The 17415-nt window shown below is 59.6% G+C and carries 19 protein-coding genes and 1 tRNA gene; 12 read left to right on the forward strand and 8 right to left on the reverse strand.

Annotated elements, in window-relative coordinates:
• Positions 1 to 6: 6 nt before the first annotated feature.
• The 4 genes from PH605_RS24035 (at position 7) to PH605_RS24050 (ending at position 3921) form a co-directional block, all read left to right on the forward strand.
• Entirely contained in the window at positions 7 to 843 is an 837-nt protein-coding gene (locus tag PH605_RS24035; RefSeq protein WP_065656139.1) for an ABC transporter ATP-binding protein, read from the forward strand.
• Positions 844 to 851: 8 nt separating this feature from the next.
• Complete coding sequence (locus tag PH605_RS24040; RefSeq protein WP_142846533.1) at positions 852 to 2222, forward strand: MlaD family protein; 1371 nt, start codon at positions 852 to 854, stop codon at positions 2220 to 2222.
• A 15-nt stretch (positions 2223 to 2237) separates the two neighbouring features.
• Positions 2238 to 2843 (forward strand): ABC-type transport auxiliary lipoprotein family protein, encoded by a 606-nt coding sequence (locus tag PH605_RS24045; protein WP_080856410.1) that lies wholly within the window; start codon positions 2238 to 2240, stop codon positions 2841 to 2843.
• A 112-nt stretch (positions 2844 to 2955) separates the two neighbouring features.
• Complete coding sequence (locus PH605_RS24050) at positions 2956 to 3921, forward strand: alpha/beta hydrolase family protein (RefSeq protein ID WP_142846534.1); 966 nt, start codon at positions 2956 to 2958, stop codon at positions 3919 to 3921.
• A 23-nt stretch (positions 3922 to 3944) separates the two neighbouring features.
• On the opposite strand, the gene PH605_RS24055 is transcribed toward PH605_RS24050, so the two are convergent.
• A complete protein-coding gene (locus PH605_RS24055; RefSeq protein ID WP_142846535.1) occupies positions 3945 to 4382 on the reverse strand; it encodes a PACE efflux transporter in 438 nt (145 codons plus the stop codon).
• A gap of 368 nt (positions 4383 to 4750) precedes the next feature.
• Here PH605_RS24055 and PH605_RS24060 point away from each other — a divergent pair, with 368 nt between their 5' ends.
• Complete coding sequence (locus PH605_RS24060; protein ID WP_162856884.1) at positions 4751 to 4909, forward strand: hypothetical protein; 159 nt, start codon at positions 4751 to 4753, stop codon at positions 4907 to 4909.
• 152 nt (positions 4910 to 5061) lie between these two features.
• A complete protein-coding gene (locus PH605_RS24065; RefSeq protein WP_078053044.1) occupies positions 5062 to 5310 on the forward strand; it encodes a hypothetical protein in 249 nt (82 codons plus the stop codon).
• Positions 5311 to 5436: 126 nt separating this feature from the next.
• Here PH605_RS24065 and PH605_RS24070 read toward each other — a convergent pair whose 3' ends face one another.
• The 6 genes from PH605_RS24070 to PH605_RS24095 all read right to left on the reverse strand — a co-directional run bounded on the left by PH605_RS24070 (position 5437) and on the right by PH605_RS24095 (position 7503).
• Positions 5437 to 5625, reverse strand: coding sequence for a hypothetical protein (locus PH605_RS24070; protein ID WP_003524758.1), 189 nt, complete (start codon positions 5623 to 5625; stop codon positions 5437 to 5439).
• Between the two features lie 277 nt (positions 5626 to 5902).
• A complete protein-coding gene (locus PH605_RS24075) occupies positions 5903 to 6133 on the reverse strand; it encodes a hypothetical protein (protein WP_020810466.1) in 231 nt (76 codons plus the stop codon).
• A 200-nt stretch (positions 6134 to 6333) separates the two neighbouring features.
• Positions 6334 to 6585 (reverse strand): hypothetical protein, encoded by a 252-nt coding sequence (locus PH605_RS24080; RefSeq protein WP_020810465.1) that lies wholly within the window; start codon positions 6583 to 6585, stop codon positions 6334 to 6336.
• Positions 6586 to 6764: 179 nt separating this feature from the next.
• Positions 6765 to 6840: transfer RNA gene (locus PH605_RS24085), tRNA-Lys, on the reverse strand.
• Positions 6841 to 6995: 155 nt separating this feature from the next.
• A complete protein-coding gene (locus tag PH605_RS24090; RefSeq protein ID WP_065655036.1) occupies positions 6996 to 7250 on the reverse strand; it encodes a GlsB/YeaQ/YmgE family stress response membrane protein in 255 nt (84 codons plus the stop codon).
• A 25-nt stretch (positions 7251 to 7275) separates the two neighbouring features.
• Positions 7276 to 7503, reverse strand: a complete 228-nt coding sequence (locus PH605_RS24095; RefSeq protein WP_237680974.1) for a hypothetical protein — start codon at positions 7501 to 7503, stop codon at positions 7276 to 7278.
• On the opposite strand from PH605_RS24095, the gene PH605_RS24100 reads away from it, so the two are divergent.
• From PH605_RS24100 to PH605_RS24110, 3 genes are all read left to right on the forward strand, one after another.
• Positions 7397 to 10009: a mechanosensitive ion channel family protein gene (locus tag PH605_RS24100; protein WP_237680973.1), complete on the forward strand. Its 2613-nt coding sequence runs from the start codon at positions 7397 to 7399 to the stop codon at positions 10007 to 10009. The genes PH605_RS24095 and PH605_RS24100 overlap by 107 nt on opposite strands.
• Positions 10010 to 10308: 299 nt before the next feature.
• Positions 10309 to 12822 (forward strand): GcvT family protein, encoded by a 2514-nt coding sequence (locus PH605_RS24105; protein WP_142846537.1) that lies wholly within the window; start codon positions 10309 to 10311, stop codon positions 12820 to 12822.
• Between the two features lie 160 nt (positions 12823 to 12982).
• Positions 12983 to 13816, forward strand: coding sequence for a response regulator (locus PH605_RS24110; RefSeq protein WP_065655037.1), 834 nt, complete (start codon positions 12983 to 12985; stop codon positions 13814 to 13816).
• A gap of 16 nt (positions 13817 to 13832) precedes the next feature.
• On the opposite strand, the gene PH605_RS24115 is transcribed toward PH605_RS24110, so the two are convergent.
• Positions 13833 to 15389, reverse strand: a complete 1557-nt coding sequence (locus PH605_RS24115) for a phospholipase D family protein (RefSeq protein ID WP_065654978.1) — start codon at positions 15387 to 15389, stop codon at positions 13833 to 13835.
• Between the two features lie 159 nt (positions 15390 to 15548).
• On the opposite strand from PH605_RS24115, the gene PH605_RS24120 reads away from it, so the two are divergent.
• Genes PH605_RS24120 through PH605_RS24130 form a run of 3 tightly spaced genes read left to right on the forward strand, consistent with a single transcriptional unit; the run spans position 15549 to position 16866 of the window.
• Positions 15549 to 15863 (forward strand): ArsR/SmtB family transcription factor, encoded by a 315-nt coding sequence (locus PH605_RS24120; RefSeq protein WP_142846538.1) that lies wholly within the window; start codon positions 15549 to 15551, stop codon positions 15861 to 15863.
• Positions 15860 to 16216 (forward strand): SRPBCC family protein, encoded by a 357-nt coding sequence (locus PH605_RS24125; RefSeq protein ID WP_003524775.1) that lies wholly within the window; start codon positions 15860 to 15862, stop codon positions 16214 to 16216. Before PH605_RS24120 ends, PH605_RS24125 begins: the two co-directional genes overlap by 4 nt.
• Positions 16217 to 16257: 41 nt before the next feature.
• Positions 16258 to 16866: an ATP-dependent Clp protease proteolytic subunit gene (locus tag PH605_RS24130; protein ID WP_104679403.1), complete on the forward strand. Its 609-nt coding sequence runs from the start codon at positions 16258 to 16260 to the stop codon at positions 16864 to 16866.
• Positions 16867 to 17415 lie beyond the last annotated feature (549 nt).

Raw genomic sequence — 17415 nt, forward strand, 5'->3', positions numbered from 1 at the left:
GGCGCGTTGGAGAAACTGGACCAGAAACCGCATGAGACAAGAACCGGGAAAGACGGACGCGAGGTGGTGCTTTCCGTCGAGGGCGTGACTGTCGGTTTTAACGGCCGCAACGTGCTCGAAAATCTCGACCTCGATGTCTATCGCGGTGAAATTCTGGGCTTCATCGGCCCCTCCGGCGCTGGCAAATCCGTGTTGATGCGCGCGATCTTGCGGCTGCTGCCACGGCAGGCGGGTGCTATCCGCATTCTCGGCACCGATTACGACAAGGCGAGCGAAGACGACCGCATGATGCTCGACCAGCGGCTTGGCGTGCTGTTCCAGCAGGGCGCACTGTTTTCCGGCCTGACGGTGAAGGAAAACATCCAGCTGCCAATGCGGGAATATCTCGACCTGCCGAAGAAGCTGATGGACGAGCTTGCCTACCTCAAGATCGAGATGGTGGGGCTGAAGCCCGATGCGGGCGACAAGTACCCTTCCGAGCTTTCCGGCGGCATGATCAAACGTGCGGCCCTTGCCCGGGCGCTGTCGCTCGATCCCGACCTCGTCTTCCTCGATGAGCCGACGTCCGGCCTCGATCCCATCGGGGCGGCGGAATTTGATATGCTGATTGCGCGCTTGCGCGATTCGCTCGGCCTGACCGTCTATATGGTGACGCACGACCTCGACAGCCTGTTCTCCGTCTGTGACCGCATTGCGGTGCTGGGACAGAAGAAAGTGCTGGTGGAAGGGACATTGCAGGACATGTTTGCCTGCGACGACCCGTGGGTGCAGTCCTATTTCCGCGGCAAACGGGCCCGCTCTGTCGTTCTTCCGGACGGCAGACACGAAAATCCGGTGGAGTAACAAGAAGCATGGAAACCAAGGCGAACTACACCATAGTCGGAATTTTCACGCTGATCGTGATCGCCGCCGCATTCGGCTTCGTTTACTGGATGGCGGAATTCGGTCGTGGCGGCCCGACGGCGCAGCTTGTCGTGCGCATTCCCGGCTCCGCAAACGGTCTTTCCGTCGGGTCTTCCGTGCGCTTCAACGGTATTCCGGTCGGCACCGTGCGCGGGCTTGCGATCGACCGCGACGACCCGGCCTATTCCATCGCCTTTACCGAAGTGCAGGCCGATGCCCCGGTTTTCCCGTCGACACGCGCCGTGCTTGAAATTCAGGGCCTGACGGGTGCTGCCTATATCGAGCTTTCCGGCGGTAATAAGGATGGCGAGCGCATTCTGCAGAAAGCTGTCGAAAGCGGCGTTCCGGCCGAGCTGACGGCCGATCTTTCGAGCGTTACCAACCTGCTCGCCACCGCCGACAAGATCCTGAAACGCGCCGATGGCGCCATCGGCGAATTGCAGGGTTTCGTGCAGGATGCGCGCGGCCCGCTGACGCAGACGGTGCGCAATGCCGAGAAATTCTCCGATGCGCTGGCGGCCAATTCCGATGGCATCAAGAATTTCATCGCCAGCCTTAGCTCGCTTTCCACAACGGTACAGTCGGTCTCGGTGCGTCTCGACGGCACGCTGACGGCCATCGAGGATCTGGTGAAGGCGGTGGATGCCGGCAAGATCGATTCCATCCTGTCGAATGTCGACAAGGTGACGAAGGATGTCGCTTCCGCCTCCAGTGATATTCAGGGCATCATGGAGACGGTACAGAGCACGGCGAAAAACTTCGAGGCGGCGAGCACGGAAGTGCAGACCGTGGTGAAGCGCGCGGATGAGCTTCTCGCCTCCGTTGATCCCGCCAAGGTGGGCACCGTGGTCGATGACGTTTCCTCTGCGACCGCCGATGCGCGCGATGCCGTGGCGAACTTCAAACGGATTGCTGACGATGTCGGTGCCCGCCGTGCCGATATCGACCAGGCGGTTTCCGACTTTACCGAAATGGGCCGCAAGCTGAACCTCGCCTCCAGCCGCGTCGACGGCATTCTCGCCAAGGTGGACGGCATGCTCGGCACCGATGACGCCAATTCGCTGTTTGCCAAGGCGCGCGAAACGCTGACCTCCTTCAAGGCGGTGGCGGACAATCTCAATGCCCGTATCGGGCCGATTGCCGACAATCTGACGCGGTTCTCCAGCTCGGGCCTGAAGGATTTCCAGGCGCTGATCGGCAGCACGCGGGTTACGGTCGACAATCTCAACAATGCCATCACCAATATCGACCGCGATCCGCAGCGGTTGATTTTCGGCGGCGAAACCGTGAAACAATATGATGGCAGAACAAGGCGCTAAGAGGGGTATGGGCCAATGACACGATCGATGAACGGCCGTCAGCGACGCGCCCTCATTCTGGCTCCGCTGCTTGCCGCCTTGATGGCCGGCTGCGCGGGTGCGCCGAAGAACGATACTTTCGATCTTTCCGTCTCTTCGGCGGCGGTTACCCAGGGGCCTTCGCTGAAAAGCCGGCAATTGCTGATTGCCGATCCGACCGCCCTGAAGGCGCTCGACAGCGAAAACATCGTGGTGCGCCTTTCCGGCTCGGAGGTGCAATATCTCGGCAACTCGCAATGGAGCGACCGCCTGCCGCGCATGGTACAGTCCAAGCTGGTGGAAGCCTTCGAGGATACCGGCAAGCTCGGCGGCGTCGGCCGGCCGGGGCAGGGGCTGGCAATCGACTATCAGGTCGTGACCGATATTCGCGCCTTCGAAATCGATACGGCGAGGAATATCGCCAATATCGAAATATCGGTGAAGCTGCTGAACGACCGCAACGGCACGGTGAAGGCGCAGGAGGTGTTCCGCGCCAGCGCCCGCGTCAGCGGTTCCGGCAACGCCAATTTCGTAAAAGCGCTGGATCAGGCCTTTGCCGCCGCCACGCGCGATATCGTGGCCTGGACGCTGAAATCGCTTTAAGCGTTCGGCGTTATTGCCGCCACAGGAAACCGCTTTATGTTCGCGTAGCGCCGGTCACCGATCGGCCTGTGCATAATGGTCCCGATCCGTGAGCCCGATCCGTGAGTTGGTGATGCGATTTCTGCTGCTGCTTTGCCTTATGTTTTCCGCCCTGTCTGGAACGGGCGCCGCCATGGCGGTCGGTCTCCGGCTGATCGACGTTCCAGCCGCGAACGGCAAAGCTGCCATGAAGGCTGCGGTATGGTCGCCCTGCGCGGCCGCGCCGGAAGAGGTCAGGATCGGTCCCTTCCTTTTGCCCGCCGTGCGCGATTGCCCTGTTCCTGAAGGGAAGTATCCGCTCGTCGTCATCTCCCATGGCTTTGGCGGCACCTATTTCAGCCATCGGGACACGGCGGCGGCGCTGGCGGATGCCGGCTTCATTGTTGCGGCTATCAATCACCCCGGAGACAATGCGCTTGAAATGAAGAAGGCCGGAGAGCTTTCCGCGCTGACGGGCCGTCCGGCGGATATTGCCCGGTTGCTGGATCATCTGCTTGAAGGTTTTAGTGACGCCGGTTCCATCGATGCCGGGCGGATCGGCGTCTTCGGATTTTCGCGCGGCGGTTATACCGCGCTGGTGCTTGCCGGCGGTACGCCTGATTTTGCCAATGCCGGGCTGCCCTGTCCCGACCCTCAGGCGCCGATTTGCACGCAGATGCGGCAGAAGACGACATTGCCGCAGCATGGCGGTCAGGATGCGCGTGTGAAGGCTGTGGTTGCCGCCGACCCGTTGAATGCCTTTCCCGGCGCGGGCGACCTGAAGAATATCACGATCCCCGTCCAACTCTGGAGTTCGGAACGCGGCGGCGATGGTGTCGCGCCCCAGGATGTTGCAACGCTGCGCGACGATCTGTCGGTGAAACCGGACTATCGGATGGTAAAAGGGGCGGGGCACTTTTCCTTTATCGCCCCTTGCCCCGCCGAGATGGAAAAGGCCGTGCCCCAGATTTGCAGCGATGCGGCGGGTTTCGACCGGGCGGGGTTTCACCGCAGCTTCAACGCCGAGGTGGTCAGCTTCTTCAAGGCGTCGCTGCTCTGAGGCGTTGTTCCTTTCCGTGCCGGTCAGGCGGCGTCCTGCTGCGACTTCCATTCCGGCAGCGGGAAAACCCGGTCGTAGCTCCAGTTGAAGACAAAAGCATAGACCACGTAAAACAGCGCAAACGAGATATCCATCACCAGCGCGTGGGCAAGGCTGATATTCAGATACCAGGCGATGAAGGGCATCAGCACGATCAGCAGACCGAGTTCGAACAGCACGGCATGGGCGACCCGGAGGGCGGGCGTCTTCAGCGTCGTGCCTTTCAGCCGCTGCATGGCGTGGTCGAAACCGAGATTGTAGACATAGTTCCAGACCGTCGCCAGCGTGGCGCTGACGAGGCCGACAATGCCGATATCTTCCATAGGTATGCCAAACAGCAGCGCGCCCAAGGGAATGACGAGAAGAAGGCCGATGATTTCGAAACTGAGGGCGTGGCGGATACGATCTTGCAGGGAACGCATTTCATTCTCCGGTATGTGACCGGGCCGTCCCGCATGCTGTTGCCACTGTGGCCGAGGTCGTCCTCGCGCTGAGGCATATAGAGGTTTTGAGCGGAATTTTCAAGCGCGGGCGTTGAGGCAGTCAATGTCACGGGGAGGGCGCCACTTGTTTCTTCTCCCCACCGGGGAGAAGTCCGCGGCAGCGGGATGAGGGGGCAAGCTCTCCGCATATCTCTGCGCTAGCCCCCTCATCCGACCCTTCGGGCCACCTTCTCCCCGGCGGGGAGAAGAAACAACCGGCAGCGCCTTGACCTCTCTCGGAGCAAAGAGAGGGCAATGCGGAACAAGACCGGCGCATTTTCGTTATCGCTCATGGAAGGAGGCGTGCCATGCAGCAGAATTCCTCTGAGGGGAGAACGATAAAGGCCGCCAACACGGCGAAGGTTTCGACTTACACGCCAAGCATCATTTCTCTTAAGGGAAGTTATGTGGCGATGATATTTCGCAGACCGCTTTGCCGAAATCCGCTGGATGTGCGGAAGAAATAAGGGCGACGGCATTTGCCTGTTGTCTGCCACGCACATCGATGACGACGACTGCCGAAATGATCATGAGCTTTAGATGTCTCTAAAGTGTGATTTTCAATCCGGCCCGTCTCCACCTAGACTGGAGATCGCCACCAGAGCGAAGGGAGAATGACATGAAATCAGTTCTCATTATCGCCGCTGTCTTTGGTTTTTCCGCCAGTGCAGCGCTTGCGGAATGCGCAGGTCATCAACAGATCAACGCTTCCGTTCCTGCCGTAGACCGTGAATTCAAAACCGCAAGCATCGTTCCGCCGACAGATCCGGTGGAAAAGCCAGTCGTCATCCTGAAAAAGACCGACCGCCTTCCGCCAGCGGTTGCGACGACCGGTGAACCAGAAGCCGCAATGCAACGCATGCAATAAACACGCACAACAACCTCTTCATTCTAAAAATCCCGTGCGTGAGTTGATCCGCACGGGATTTTGCTTTCGGGAGGAAAGTGGGGCAGCCTCCGCTTTCACATGCTTGTCGGTTCCTTGCATCGGCGACTAGCTATCGAGTTTCAGCGATAGCTGTTTTGGCCCTTCGTTCTTTTTGAGCACGTAAAGCGGCCGGGTGATGATGACTTCCGTTCGCCGCTGCAGCTCGCGCCGCCGCTCGAGCGCGCGTTCGCGCATATCGCGGGAGCGGGCGACAACGGAAAGGGCATTTTCTATGGCTGCGTCTGCTGTGTTCATCGCTGACCTCCATAATGTTCACTTTATGTTCTCATTATTGGCGGCTTGTGTCAACACTATGGCAGGGTTGCCGGCAGGCGGTTTGGCGCCCGGCGCGATGAACGCGGCGCGAAGGCTGCGTCCGGGTGCCGTGCGGGATCGACTTTGCCCAGACGTCGGCCTTCACAGCACGAACCTGTTCCGGCAGTGTCTACAGGGACACTCCGGACCTGCTGTGTTGATTTTTACGATGATGGTTCGACGACGCCGGCGCTGATCCGCCGGCTTGAGGAGGGTATCAGGAGAGGGGACGTTGATCCGGCGCGGGAGCGCCGCCGGCGGACAATAGATCGGTGAGATGCTCGCTGGCGAGCGCGACGATGGCAAGGGCGGCTTGCTGGCGGTTCCAGCCGGCATGTTCGGCTTTTTCGATCAGCCCGTGAATGGAAGGTTCCAGTGCGAACTGGCACTCGGCCTGATAGTCCATGGTGTCGATCGAAAGCGACGGGGAATTGATTGCGGCCCGCATCCTTTGGTCTCCCTGTTTTCCGTCATGTCCACATACGCGAGACGCAAATCGGAACATGCACATTCAGAGGCCGGTGATATCGGGTTGCTCATGAGGCCCGCATATCACTGGCAGCGAATCCCCCAGCAGGCGGACGTTAGCGGCAAGTCTTGATCGCTGTCAACGCGTGCGCGGCGGCGATGACGTCGCCATCTAAGTTTTCAGAGCCTTCCGTTCCGGAAAGGCTTTCGCCGCCAGATCAGCAGCGCCATCACATAAAGCGCAAAAAGCACGAACCATGTGACGGGAAGCACCATGAAAAGCGCCGCATAAGCGCAATTTCCTTCAAAACAGGAGCCGAGAAATCCGGAATCGGCGAGCGCTGCCGACAATAAAAACGCACATATCCCGCTCCCGACCGCGCCGAGAATGAAAAGCAATATGTTGATGAGCAATCTCATGGTCCCGATCATAAGGACGATTGAGACAGCTTTGGGGAAACGGGCGGTGCCGCAACGAGATTCCTGTCTCTTGAGGATATCGTTGCCGGCGGCAGAGGATGGCAATGCGAAAGTGAGGGGCCGCACAGGCACAAGCGATCATGCGATGCTTTAATTTAGCATCGCAACGTCTTGTCATTTCAAGAAGAATTTGGTGGGTGATGTAGGGCTCGAACCTACGACCCGCTGATTAAGAGTCAGCTGCTCTACCAACTGAGCTAATCACCCGACCGGCACCGTGTGGCGGTGTGAGGGGGCGTATAAAGGGGAAGTTTGGGCTTGTCCAGCGCGGAAATGAAATTTCTTCGATTTTTGTGACGAAAAAATTTCAATCGCGCTGGAAAAGTCTGGAAATCCGGGGTTTTACGGATTTTTCCTTTTATTCATCCGCGCCTGAAAGCCCGGCCGATAAGGATGAGGATGCAGGCGCCGATGAAGCCGGCGATGAGATAACCGAGCCAACCTTGCAGAACGATTCCAAATACCGAAAGGATGGCGTTGGCGACGATCGCGCCGACGATTCCAAGAAGGATGTTCATGAAAACACCCATATTGCTTTTCATGAATTGTTCGGCGAGCCACCCGGCGACACCACCGATGATGATGGCTGCGATCCAGCCAATGCCAGCAGATTCCATGATTTCCTCCCATGTTGCTGCATCATCAAAGGTGATGATTCTTGTGGTGAAAAGCAAGGCAAACTCCTGAAAACCTCGCTTTATGCGGGTGGTTTTCCGCGCGGCAGGCGCTAAAAAGCCTGATGCGGCGCAAAGAGACGAAAGGCATGGATGTGCGGTTGATGTTCGGCGGATTGATGTACGGCAGAAGGATGTTCGACGGCCTGGTGCGGGATCGACGGCAAAGGGGCGCCATGGCGGTGATAATGGCCATGGTGCTTTTTCTGTCCGGCGGTCTTTTGTCGGCAATGCCGGCGGCGGCGCAGGGGGAAACAACATCGCCCGCCCCGGTGGCTATCCAGGCCTCGACCGTCGAACAGGCGAGGGCGGAGCTGGAGAAATGGAAGGCCGATGTAGCGGCGATCGCCAAACAGGTGGAAGCGGGCGGCAGCGACGATGCGCAGCTTGTGGACCTGAAGGGCCGCGCCGACACCATTGCCGCCGATGCCGCCGCCGCCAACACCAAGCTGCGCACCCGTCTCGACCAGATCAAGACCCGGCTGGATGCGCTGGGTGCGGCGCCCGCGGACGACCAGCCGCCGGAAGCCAGCATGGTGACGGAGGAGCGAAACCGGCTGACGGCGGAACGGGCCGAGGTGAATGCGATTGCCGGCGAGGTGGAGAGCACGGCCACCAATGCCGCGCAGATTTCCAATAACATCACCGCCGTTCGCCGTGCGCTTTTCGCCGCCACCCTGTTCAAGCGCACCGAAGTTTCGGCGCAGACGCTGGGCGATGCCTCCTCCGCCTTTCTGACCGAATTGACCAACCTCAACAACGCTTTCAGCAGCTGGGCGAGCTTCGTCTGGAATTACAAGCGCCTGCCGATGTTCGGGGCGGTGACGCTGTCGATCATGGCCGCCCTGCTGTTTCTCGTGGGCGGTTACCGGTTTTTCGGCAGCCGCATGGACCGGCGGGCCTTTACGGGCGAGCCTTCCTATCTGAGACGGCTTTCGGTGGCCTTCTGGTCGACCATGGTGCAGTCGCTGTCGCTGTTCCTGTTTCTCGTCACCTCCGCCTTCTTCCTCGATAATTTCAACGTGCTGCGGTCAGATATCGCGCCGATCCTGTTCGGGGCGATGGCGATCACCGGTTTCGTTTATTTCGTCTCGCGGCTGAGCTACGCGATCTTTGCGCCGACGCAGCCGGAATGGCGTCTTCTGAAGGTGTCCAACAAGGGCGCGCACACCCTGTCCTCGGCCGTGCTTTTAATGGCGCTCGTCAACGGGCTCGATTACCTGCTCGGCACGATCAGCGAGACGCTTTATTCGCCGTTGATCGTCACGGTTGCCAAGAGTTTCCTCGCCTCGATCATCATCGGCCTTATCCTGCTGACCGTATCGTTCCTTCGGCCGGTGATCAGCGAGGGGCAGGATTATGACACCGGCAACCAGCGCCTGCCGCGCTGGCTGGTCATCCTGCTGCGGGTGGGCGGCCTCATTCTCATCGGCGCCTGCCTGACGGGTTATGTCGGGCTTGCGCGCTTCCTCGCCACCCAGATCGTCGCCACTGGCGCCGTGCTGGCGACGATGTATATCGGCATTCTCTCGGGCAAGGCGATTTCGCGACAGGGCGCCTTTGCGGAATCGCTTGCCGGCCGTTATCTCGCGCGGCGTTTCGGTCTCGGCGTGGTGGCGCTCGATCAGGCCGGCCTTGCCGCGGGGCTTGGCATTTATGCCGTCGCGCTTGCCTTCGGCGTGCCGCTCATCCTGTTTTCCTGGGGCTTCCAGCCGGGCGATATCGAAAGCTGGGCCTATCGCCTGTTGACTGGCATCACCGTCGGCAATGCTTCGATTTCGCTGATTGGCCTCTTCGGCGGCGTTCTCGTCTTCGCCATCGGTTACATCGTCACCCGCTGGTTCCAGAAGTGGCTGGACAATAACGTCATGGCGCGCGGCCAGGTGGATGCCGGGGTGCGCAACTCGGTCAAGACCGGTATCGGTTATCTCGGTATCGCGGTGGCTGCCATCTTCGGCGTGTCTTCGGCCGGTCTCAACCTCTCCAGCCTGGCGCTGGTGGCTTCGGCCCTTTCGGTCGGTATCGGTTTCGGCCTGCAGAACATCGTCTCCAACTTCGTCTCCGGCCTCATTCTGCTGGTGGAACGCCCCTTCAAGGTGGGCGACTGGGTGGTGACAGGCACGACGGAAGGCACCGTCAAGCGGCTTTCCGTGCGCGCCACCGAGATCGAAACCTTCCGCGGCCAGTCGATCATCGTGCCGAATTCGGAGTTCATCAATTCCTCGGTCGGCAACTGGACACACCGCAACCGCATCATGCGCGCGGAAATTCCCGTTTCCGTCTCTTACGATTCCGATCCGCAGAAGGTGATGGATATTCTGCTGGAACTGGTGCGCGCCCAGCCGCCGGTGCTGCGCAATCCCGAGCCGCATGTGGAGTTTCTGCGCTTTGGCGATTTTTCGCTGGATTTCGAACTGCGTTTCCACCTTGCCGATCTCTCCAACGGTCTTGGCGTGAAAAACGCGCTCCGTATCGCAATCCTCCAGCGCTTCCGGGAAGAGGGGATCGACATCCCGTTCCCGCAGCGCAACCTCAACATCCACGTGGAAGGCGACGCCAACCCGCAGATGCTGGCGGCGCTGCTTTCAGAGGAAGGCGACAAGGCGGTGGTGGCCCATACGGGGGCGGCAGCGGCAGAGAAAGAGGCCTCGAAGAGCGAGAAGCTGACTGAGCCGAAGGAGAAACCCGACGCGAAAGCGTAGATCGCTGTTGCTTGTGGACGTCGAGTTCCGGGCAGCGGGACGAGGGGGCTAGGGTAGACGTATTTAGACAGCTTGCCCCCTTCATCCGACCCTTCGGGCCACCTTCTCCCGACGGGGAGAAGAAACGAGCGGCAAAGCTGTGCTGCATTCATCCGGCGTGCTCCGCATTTTCTTCCCTGTCGCAGCACCCTATGGCCATGTCGCAATCAGGCGGCTGAACAACCCGCAAGCGCTTCATATTCCTCCCATCCAATGTCGGCGGAATAAGGCAAGGCCGGCGCTTTTCAGGGGTTCTGTAAATGAAGACACATGCACGGGCGGTGGTGATCGGTGGCGGCGTCGTTGGCGTTTCGACGCTTTATCATCTTGCCAAGAAGGGCTGGAGCGACAGCGTGCTCATCGAGCGCAAGGAGCTGACTTCGGGTTCCACCTGGCATGCGGCCGGGCTTCTGCCGCTGTTCAACATGAGCTATTCGGTTGGCCAGATTCACAAATATTCGGTGAAGTTCTATGAGGAGCTTCAGGAAGAGACCGGCATGAATGTCGGCTTCTCCAAGGTCTCGAATATCCGTCTCGCCCGCACGAAGGATCGCTGGGACGAATATATGTATTATGCCGGCATCGCCGAGACCATCGGCGTGCGCGTCAACATGCTGACGCCGGAGCAGGTGAAGGAAATCTGGCCGCTCTGCGAGACGGACGGCCTGCTCGGCGCCATCCAGCATCCTGATGACGGTTATATTCAGCCTGCCGATCTGACGCAGGCGCTCGCCAAGGGCGCGCGTGACCGCGGGGCGACCATCTATCGCAACACCACCGTCACCGCCATCGAGCAGCTGGAAGACGGTCACTGGAAGGTGACGACCGACAAGGGCGAGATCATCGCCGAGCACATCATCTCCTGCACGGGCTCCTTTGCCCGCAAGACCGGCGAGATGGTTGGCATCAACATTCCGGTCATTCCGGTCGAGCATCAATATATCGTCACCGAGCCGCACCCGGCCATTCAGGAGCGCCGCCGCCAGGGCCTGCCGGAAATGGGCGTGCTGCGCGAATCCGACTCCGCCTGGTATATGCGCGAGGAAGCGGGCGGCCTGATCCTCGGTCCTTATGAAGTCGGCGCGCCGGTCTGTTATGTTGACGGTCCCTCTGATGACAGCGAATATGAGCTGTTCCAGGAAGAACTCGACCGCCTGATGCCGCATATCGAAACCGCCATGGTGCGCGTTCCGGCCTTCGGCGAAGTGGGCATCAAAAAGGTCTATAACGGCGCTATCGCCTATACGCCTGACGGCAACCCGATTGTCGGCCCGGCACCGGGCCTGAAGAATTTCTGGCTGAACGAAGGCCATTCCTTCGGCATCACCGCTGCTGGTGGCGCTGGCTGGCAGCTGGCGGAATGGATCGTTGATGGCGAGCCGACGCTCGATCTGATGGGTGTCGATCCGCGCCGCTTCGGCCCTTACGCAACGGAAGGTTACCTCATCGCCAAGAACGAGGAAGCCTATGCCAATGTCTTCACCATGCATTACCCGGACGAAGAGCGCTCCGCCGCCCGCCCGCTGAAGACGACGCCGGTCTATGACCGCCTAAAGAAGCTCGGCGGCGTGTTCGGCTCCGTCTATGGCTGGGAGCGCGCCAACTGGTATGCGCCGGAAGGTTATGCGCTGCGCGAGGAAGATCTCGGCGTGGGTGCCGATGTCATCACGAGCCACAACCATGCGCCGGCCCTGGATGACGGCCGTATCGTTGAGAAATGGTCGTTCCGCCGCTCGAACTATTTCGAACATGTCGGCAACGAGGTGAAGAATGTCCACCAGAATGTCGGCGTGCTCGATATGTCGGCCTTCGCCAAGATGGAGGTCTCCGGCCCCGGTGCGCGGGCATGGCTGGACAGCATTCTCGCCAACGCGGTGCCGAAGAAGCGTGGCCGTATCGCGCTCACCCATCTTCTGACGCCGAACGGCGGTGTGAAGGCGGAATTCACGGTCTATGAATGGGCGCCGGGCCGCTTCTACATGGTTTCGGCCGGTGGTCTCGAAGCCCATGACCACGACGTGCTGCGCCGCCTTGCGCCGACCGATGGTTCGGTTGTGCTGCAGCCGATCACCCAGAAATACGGCGTGCTGGTTCTTGCCGGTCCGAAGTCGCGTGATCTGCTTAAGAAGTTGACCCGCACCAGCCTTGAGAACAAGGACTTCCCCTGGCTCACCGGCAAGCAGATTTCCGTCGGCGTTGCAACGGCGCATGCGCTGCGCGTCAACTTCGTGGGCGAGCTTGGCTGGGAACTGCACCACCCGATCGAGATGCAGAACTACATCTTCGACCGGCTGATGGAAGCGGGCGCTGAATTTGGCATCAAGCCTTTCGGTATCCGCGCCATGGTGTCGATGTCGCTCGAAAAATCCTACCGCAACATGGGACGCGAGCTTTCGGTAGAATATAACGCCTATGAATCGGGCCTCGACCGCTTCCTGCGCCCGGAGAAAAGCTTCATCGGCCGTGATGCGCTGGTGGCTTACAAGGAGGCCGGCGTGAAGTGGGTGTTCTCGACGCTCACCGTGTCAGGCAATACGGATGTCGATGCGCGCGGTTCGGAGGCAATCGTCGATGAAAGCGGCGCGCTTGCGGGCCGCGTGACGAGCGGCGGTTTCGGCTGGCGTCTCGGCAAATCCATCGCGCTCGCCATGCTCAAACCGGAATATGCGGCCGTGGGCACCAAGCTCAAGATCCGCATTCTCGGTACGTCCTATGATGCCGAAGTGGTGGAAGAAAGCCCGTTCGACACGGACAATGCGCTTCTGCGCGCCTGAGACAAATATCCCTCCCAAAGTCGGAATACGGCCCCTCGCGGGCCGTGTTTCCGTTTAGGTAAGCATGTGCTCAACTGCTTTTCCGGCAAAAGTGTTATTAATGATTTTGAAAAATGAGCCTGCTATCTTTCCCTGACATACGATGGGGGATCGGGGCAGAATGAATTTTCTAGGCATTACGGGCATGCAATATTCTGGCGTGCCTTTTACCAACAGCCGCATCTTGCTGGCGGAAGATACCAATGTGTTCACCCAGATGGTGAGCATGCGCCTGAAGGAACTGCTGGGCGTTACCGTGGAAGTGTGCCGCAATTTCGAGGAATTGCAGGCCTGTTACGAGCATTCTCCCGAACCGGTGACGCTGGCGATTTCCAACATCAACCTGCCGGGGGCGGAAAAGGGCGAGGCGCTGGAATATCTGATCGATCTTTCGATCCCGACCATCGTTTTCACCAGCACTTTTCATGAGGCGACGCGCGAAACGCTGATCGCCAAGGATGTGGTCGATTATATTCTGAAGGACAATATTTTCGCCGTGGATATGCTGACGGAATCCGTCTGCCGCTTTCTCACCAACCATCGCCATCACGTGCTGATCGTCGATGACAGCCCGACGGCGCGGGCGCTGCTTTCGAGCCGTCTCAAGCGTTATAATTTCCGCGTCAGCCTGGCCGACAGCGGTGCGAAGGCGCTCGATATTCTGAAGGCCAATCCCGATATCGGCCTCGTGGTGACCGATTACAACATGCCCGATATTGACGGCTTCGAACTGACACGGCGCATCCGCACCATGCGCGGGTCGCATGAGCTGCGCATCATCGGGGTGTCTTCCTCCACCAACCGGCTGCTTTCCGCGCGGTTTTTGAAGGCGGGCGGCAATGATTTCATGCTGCGCCCCTTCATCGACGAGGAGTTTTATTGCCGGGTCAACCAGAACCTCGATACGCTGGTTCAGATACAGCTGGCGAAAGCGGGGGTAAGGCCGGCGGCCTGAGCCCAGGCTTTTCCCGCTAAAGCTGCGATTCCAGCGGCAGGAAGCGCATGATACCGGCAACGATGCGGCGGCTGATGGCGGCGTCGGGTTCGCGCCGGTATGTCCTTGTCCGCCCCTGTTCTTCCGTCATCCAGACGATGTGCCTGCCTTTGTCGATTTCAAGCTCGAAGCTCATGGTGCGGCGGATTTCGCCGGCAAATATCTCGTCCATACAGGCAACCAGCGGCGCCGAGTTGAAGACGACGCCCATTTCCGTATTCAGCGAGGCGGAACGCGGATCGAAATTGAGCGAACCGATATAGCCGGTCCTGCCATCGCGGGTGAAGGCCTTGGTGTGCAGGCTCGCCTGTCCCGAGCCGCGCAGGGTGAAGTTGGACTGATCCGCCTGCGCGCGCAGCTCGTGCAGGCGCACCCCGCCGGAGAGAAGCGGTTTTCGATAGCGGGCATAACCGGCGTGCACGGCGGCCACATCTGTCGCGGCCAGCGAATTGGTGAGGATGGCGACCGACACGCCGTTTTCTGCGAGCTGTTGAAATATCCCCACACCCTGTTTGCCGGGAATGAAATAGGGGGAGGTAATGTGCAGACTGTCGCTTGCCGCCTGCATCAGCGGCAGCAGGCTTTCCATCAGGAAGTTATGACCCTTGCGGCGTTTGCCCGCCGCCTTTTCCGGCGGGTCGGCGAGGATATCCGCCGCCTCGACCCAGTGCAGACGGTCCGACATCAGGAAATGGTCGCGGCCATACTGGCTATCGACCCGCTCCAGATAGGGTTTTGCCGCTTCGCTTTTCGGCAGGGCATCGAGTTCGCGCCGCAGCTTTGCGAGTTTGCTCGGTCTGCGCGCCAATAGCGAACGCACGGGCACGGAAACGGCGCTGTTCCAGTAATCGTCGAAGATTTCCGTGGCGTCGGCGACGATGTTGCCGAAGCCGAGAATATCAAAATCGTGGAAATTCGCCCGCTCGGCGGCGTCGAAATAGGCGTCGCCAATGTTGCGCCCGCCGACGATCACGGCCCGGCCATCGGCAATCCAGGCCTTGTTGTGCATGCGCCGGTTGACGCTGCGGAAGCGCAGTACCAGCTCGATGCTTCGATGCAGAATGTTTTCCCGCGCCCGGGTGGGGTTGAACAGGCGCAACTCTATATTCGGATGGCTGTCGATGGCGTGGAAGATACGGTCGGAGATGGAGACGCCGAGATCGTCGAGCAGCAGACGCACGCGCACGCCGCGATCGGCGGCGGCGATGACTTCACGCATCATCAGCCGTCCGGTCAGGTCGGCATTCCACATGTAATACATCAGGTCGAGGCTGCGCCCGGCGGCACGCGCCGCCGCCACGCGCACCGCAAAGGCATCGAGGTTGGAATGCAGCAGGCAGAGCGCATTTTTCTCGTTCCAGCCGTTTCTTATCGATTGCCAATGCCGGTCCAGCGTCGTCGCGTCTTCGGCAAGGGGCAGGGCGGTGGAGGGGCGCTTGGGAATGGCCTTTTCCCGCTGTTTGCCGATGACGACAAACAGGCTCGGCCCAATGACCATAAGAAGAATGATGATGAAGACCGTAAATGCAGTCACTTGTTTTGATCGCTCCCGGCCCGAAGAGTATCAGGCGGGATGAAAACGCGCGAGGGGATAAAGCGTTCACGGCACCTCGTGCCATCAGCGTGAAAAAGACGCGTCTTCCACGCGCCGAAAGGGCTTGTGAATCACATAAGTGTGTGCTTATGTGTTGCTATGACAGAGAAAGATATTTTCCGGGCGCTGGCCGATCCGACGCGCCGCGCCATTTTCGAAAGGCTGGCGGATGGCGCCATGAACGCTTCCGCCCTGCGTGAGGGGATCGAGATCAGCCAGCCGGCCATGTCGCAGCATCTTTCCGTGTTGCGCGGGGCAGGGCTGGTGGTCGAGAAGCGGCAGGGCCGTTTCGTCAATTATGAGGTGGATCCGGACGGGCTGACGCGCATTGCGGCCTGGCTCGGCAAATATCGCGCCTACTGGCCGCAGCGCATTGAGGCTCTCAAACTCCTGCTGAAGGATATGGACCAATGAACAGGCAGACACCGGAAGCGCCGAAAAACGGCATCGAGCTTGAATATGATCTGGACGAGCCGCCGCAAAAGGTCTGGCGCGCCATCAGCATTCCGGCGTTTCGTGAAAACTGGCTGCCGAAGGAGGCTTTGGCGGAGCCCGATGCGATCGATATCAAGCCCGGTGAGGAGGTTCGCTACCGGCTGCGCGAGGATAATCCGCCATTTCTGGAAAGCACCGTCACCTTCAGGATCGCGGCGAATGCCCATGGCGGCACCAGCCTGCGCATCATTCATGACCTGCCCGTCAATACCGGCCGGATGATAAAGGCCGCCGCAAACCACAACGGTTCGCCGATCAAGCTCGCCGCCTGATCCGTAACCTTCCCCGACATTTCAACGACAGGAGTTCGCCGATGCGCGAAGCGATGCAACTCGTCCCTATGGTAGTCGAACAATCGTCAAGGGGAGAAAGGTCTTTCGATATCTATTCCCGGCTGTTGCGGGAAAGGATCATCTTCCTCAACGGCGAGGTGAACGATGCGGTTTCGGCGCTGGTCTGCGCGCAATTGCTGTTTCTGGAGGCGGAAAACCCGAAGAAGCCGATCCATCTCTATATCAATTCGCCGGGCGGTGTGGTGACCAGCGGTCTCGCCATGTATGACACCATGCACTATATCCGCGCACCGGTTCATACGCTCTGCATGGGAACGGCCCGCTCCATGGGATCGTTTCTGCTGATGGCGGGGGAACCGGGCGAGCGGAGCGCCCTTCCCAATGCCAGCATCCACATTCATCAACCGCTGGGCGGTTTCCAGGGGCAGGCGTCGGACATGCTGATCCATGCCGAAGAGATGCGGCAGACCAAGCACCGTATGACGCGGCTTTATTCCGAACATTGCAAACACAGCTATGAAAAATTCGAAGCGGCCATGGACCGCGATTTTTTCATGACGGCGGAGGAAGCCCAAGAATGGGGCCTGATCGATCGCATTCTGGGCGTTCGTGAGGATATCGCGGCATAAGCCAGACGGTTATTCGGATTTCCTGCATATATTGGCGCCCACAGGCGGGACCTCCAGACTGCGCCGGTCCAATTGTGCAAGTACCTCGCCGAAACCGAAGCGGGATGTCCAGCCCAGACCCTCTGCGGCGCAAGCGGGCGAATAGATCCGGTCAATCGTTGCCGGCAGCGCCCATTCCCTTTGCGTGAAAGCGTCGGCGATGGCCGGGGTCCGCTGCTGATGTCATGCTCTAGCCTGTGCTTGAATCCAGTCGCTCGTGGAAAGTATCCCTCCAATGCCGGCAGATCAGTATTGTGTCCATGCCACCAAATTTAGCCCGCCATTTGTGAAACGATGCTGATCTGCCACTGAACTTTTATCCAGCGGCGACTAGAGTCCCGGCAGGGCTGAACCGCCCCAGGTTTCTGGACCATCTGAGGCTAGAGTTTTCCGGCTTCTTGAACCGCCCCAGGTTTCTGGACCATCTGAGGCTAGAGTTTTCCGGCTTCATTCAGGGAGGCGGGCTGGTTGAGCCTCCTGATTTCATCAGCGAGATCGGTACCTTATTGC

The sequence above is a fragment of the Agrobacterium sp. CFBP 3001 genome, from assembly GCF_027871605.1.
GTDB lineage: Bacteria > Pseudomonadota > Alphaproteobacteria > Rhizobiales > Rhizobiaceae > Agrobacterium > Agrobacterium leguminum.

Bases quoted from the DNA above. Each gene is read 5' to 3' on its own strand.
- PH605_RS24040 (WP_142846533.1), top strand. From the start codon at position 852: ATGGAAACCAAGGCGAACTACACCATAGTCGGAATTTTCACGCTGATC.
- PH605_RS24045 (WP_080856410.1), top strand. From the start codon at position 2,238: ATGACACGATCGATGAACGGCCGTCAGCGACGCGCCCTCATTCTGGCT.
- PH605_RS24050 (WP_142846534.1), top strand. From the start codon at position 2,956: ATGCGATTTCTGCTGCTGCTTTGCCTTATGTTTTCCGCCCTGTCTGGA.
- PH605_RS24055 (WP_142846535.1), bottom strand. From the start codon at position 4,382: ATGCGTTCCCTGCAAGATCGTATCCGCCACGCCCTCAGTTTCGAAATC.
- PH605_RS24060 (WP_162856884.1), top strand. From the start codon at position 4,751: ATGCAGCAGAATTCCTCTGAGGGGAGAACGATAAAGGCCGCCAACACG.
- PH605_RS24065 (WP_078053044.1), top strand. From the start codon at position 5,062: ATGAAATCAGTTCTCATTATCGCCGCTGTCTTTGGTTTTTCCGCCAGT.
- PH605_RS24070 (WP_003524758.1), bottom strand. From the start codon at position 5,625: ATGAACACAGCAGACGCAGCCATAGAAAATGCCCTTTCCGTTGTCGCC.
- PH605_RS24075 (WP_020810466.1), bottom strand. From the start codon at position 6,133: ATGCGGGCCGCAATCAATTCCCCGTCGCTTTCGATCGACACCATGGAC.
- PH605_RS24080 (WP_020810465.1), bottom strand. From the start codon at position 6,585: ATGATCGGGACCATGAGATTGCTCATCAACATATTGCTTTTCATTCTC.
- PH605_RS24090 (WP_065655036.1), bottom strand. From the start codon at position 7,250: ATGGAATCTGCTGGCATTGGCTGGATCGCAGCCATCATCATCGGTGGT.
- PH605_RS24100 (WP_237680973.1), top strand. From the start codon at position 7,397: ATGGATGTGCGGTTGATGTTCGGCGGATTGATGTACGGCAGAAGGATG.
- PH605_RS24095 (WP_237680974.1), bottom strand. From the start codon at position 7,503: ATGGCCATTATCACCGCCATGGCGCCCCTTTGCCGTCGATCCCGCACC.
- PH605_RS24105 (WP_142846537.1), top strand. From the start codon at position 10,309: ATGAAGACACATGCACGGGCGGTGGTGATCGGTGGCGGCGTCGTTGGC.
- PH605_RS24110 (WP_065655037.1), top strand. From the start codon at position 12,983: ATGAATTTTCTAGGCATTACGGGCATGCAATATTCTGGCGTGCCTTTT.
- PH605_RS24120 (WP_142846538.1), top strand. From the start codon at position 15,549: ATGACAGAGAAAGATATTTTCCGGGCGCTGGCCGATCCGACGCGCCGC.
- PH605_RS24125 (WP_003524775.1), top strand. From the start codon at position 15,860: ATGAACAGGCAGACACCGGAAGCGCCGAAAAACGGCATCGAGCTTGAA.
- PH605_RS24130 (WP_104679403.1), top strand. From the start codon at position 16,258: ATGCGCGAAGCGATGCAACTCGTCCCTATGGTAGTCGAACAATCGTCA.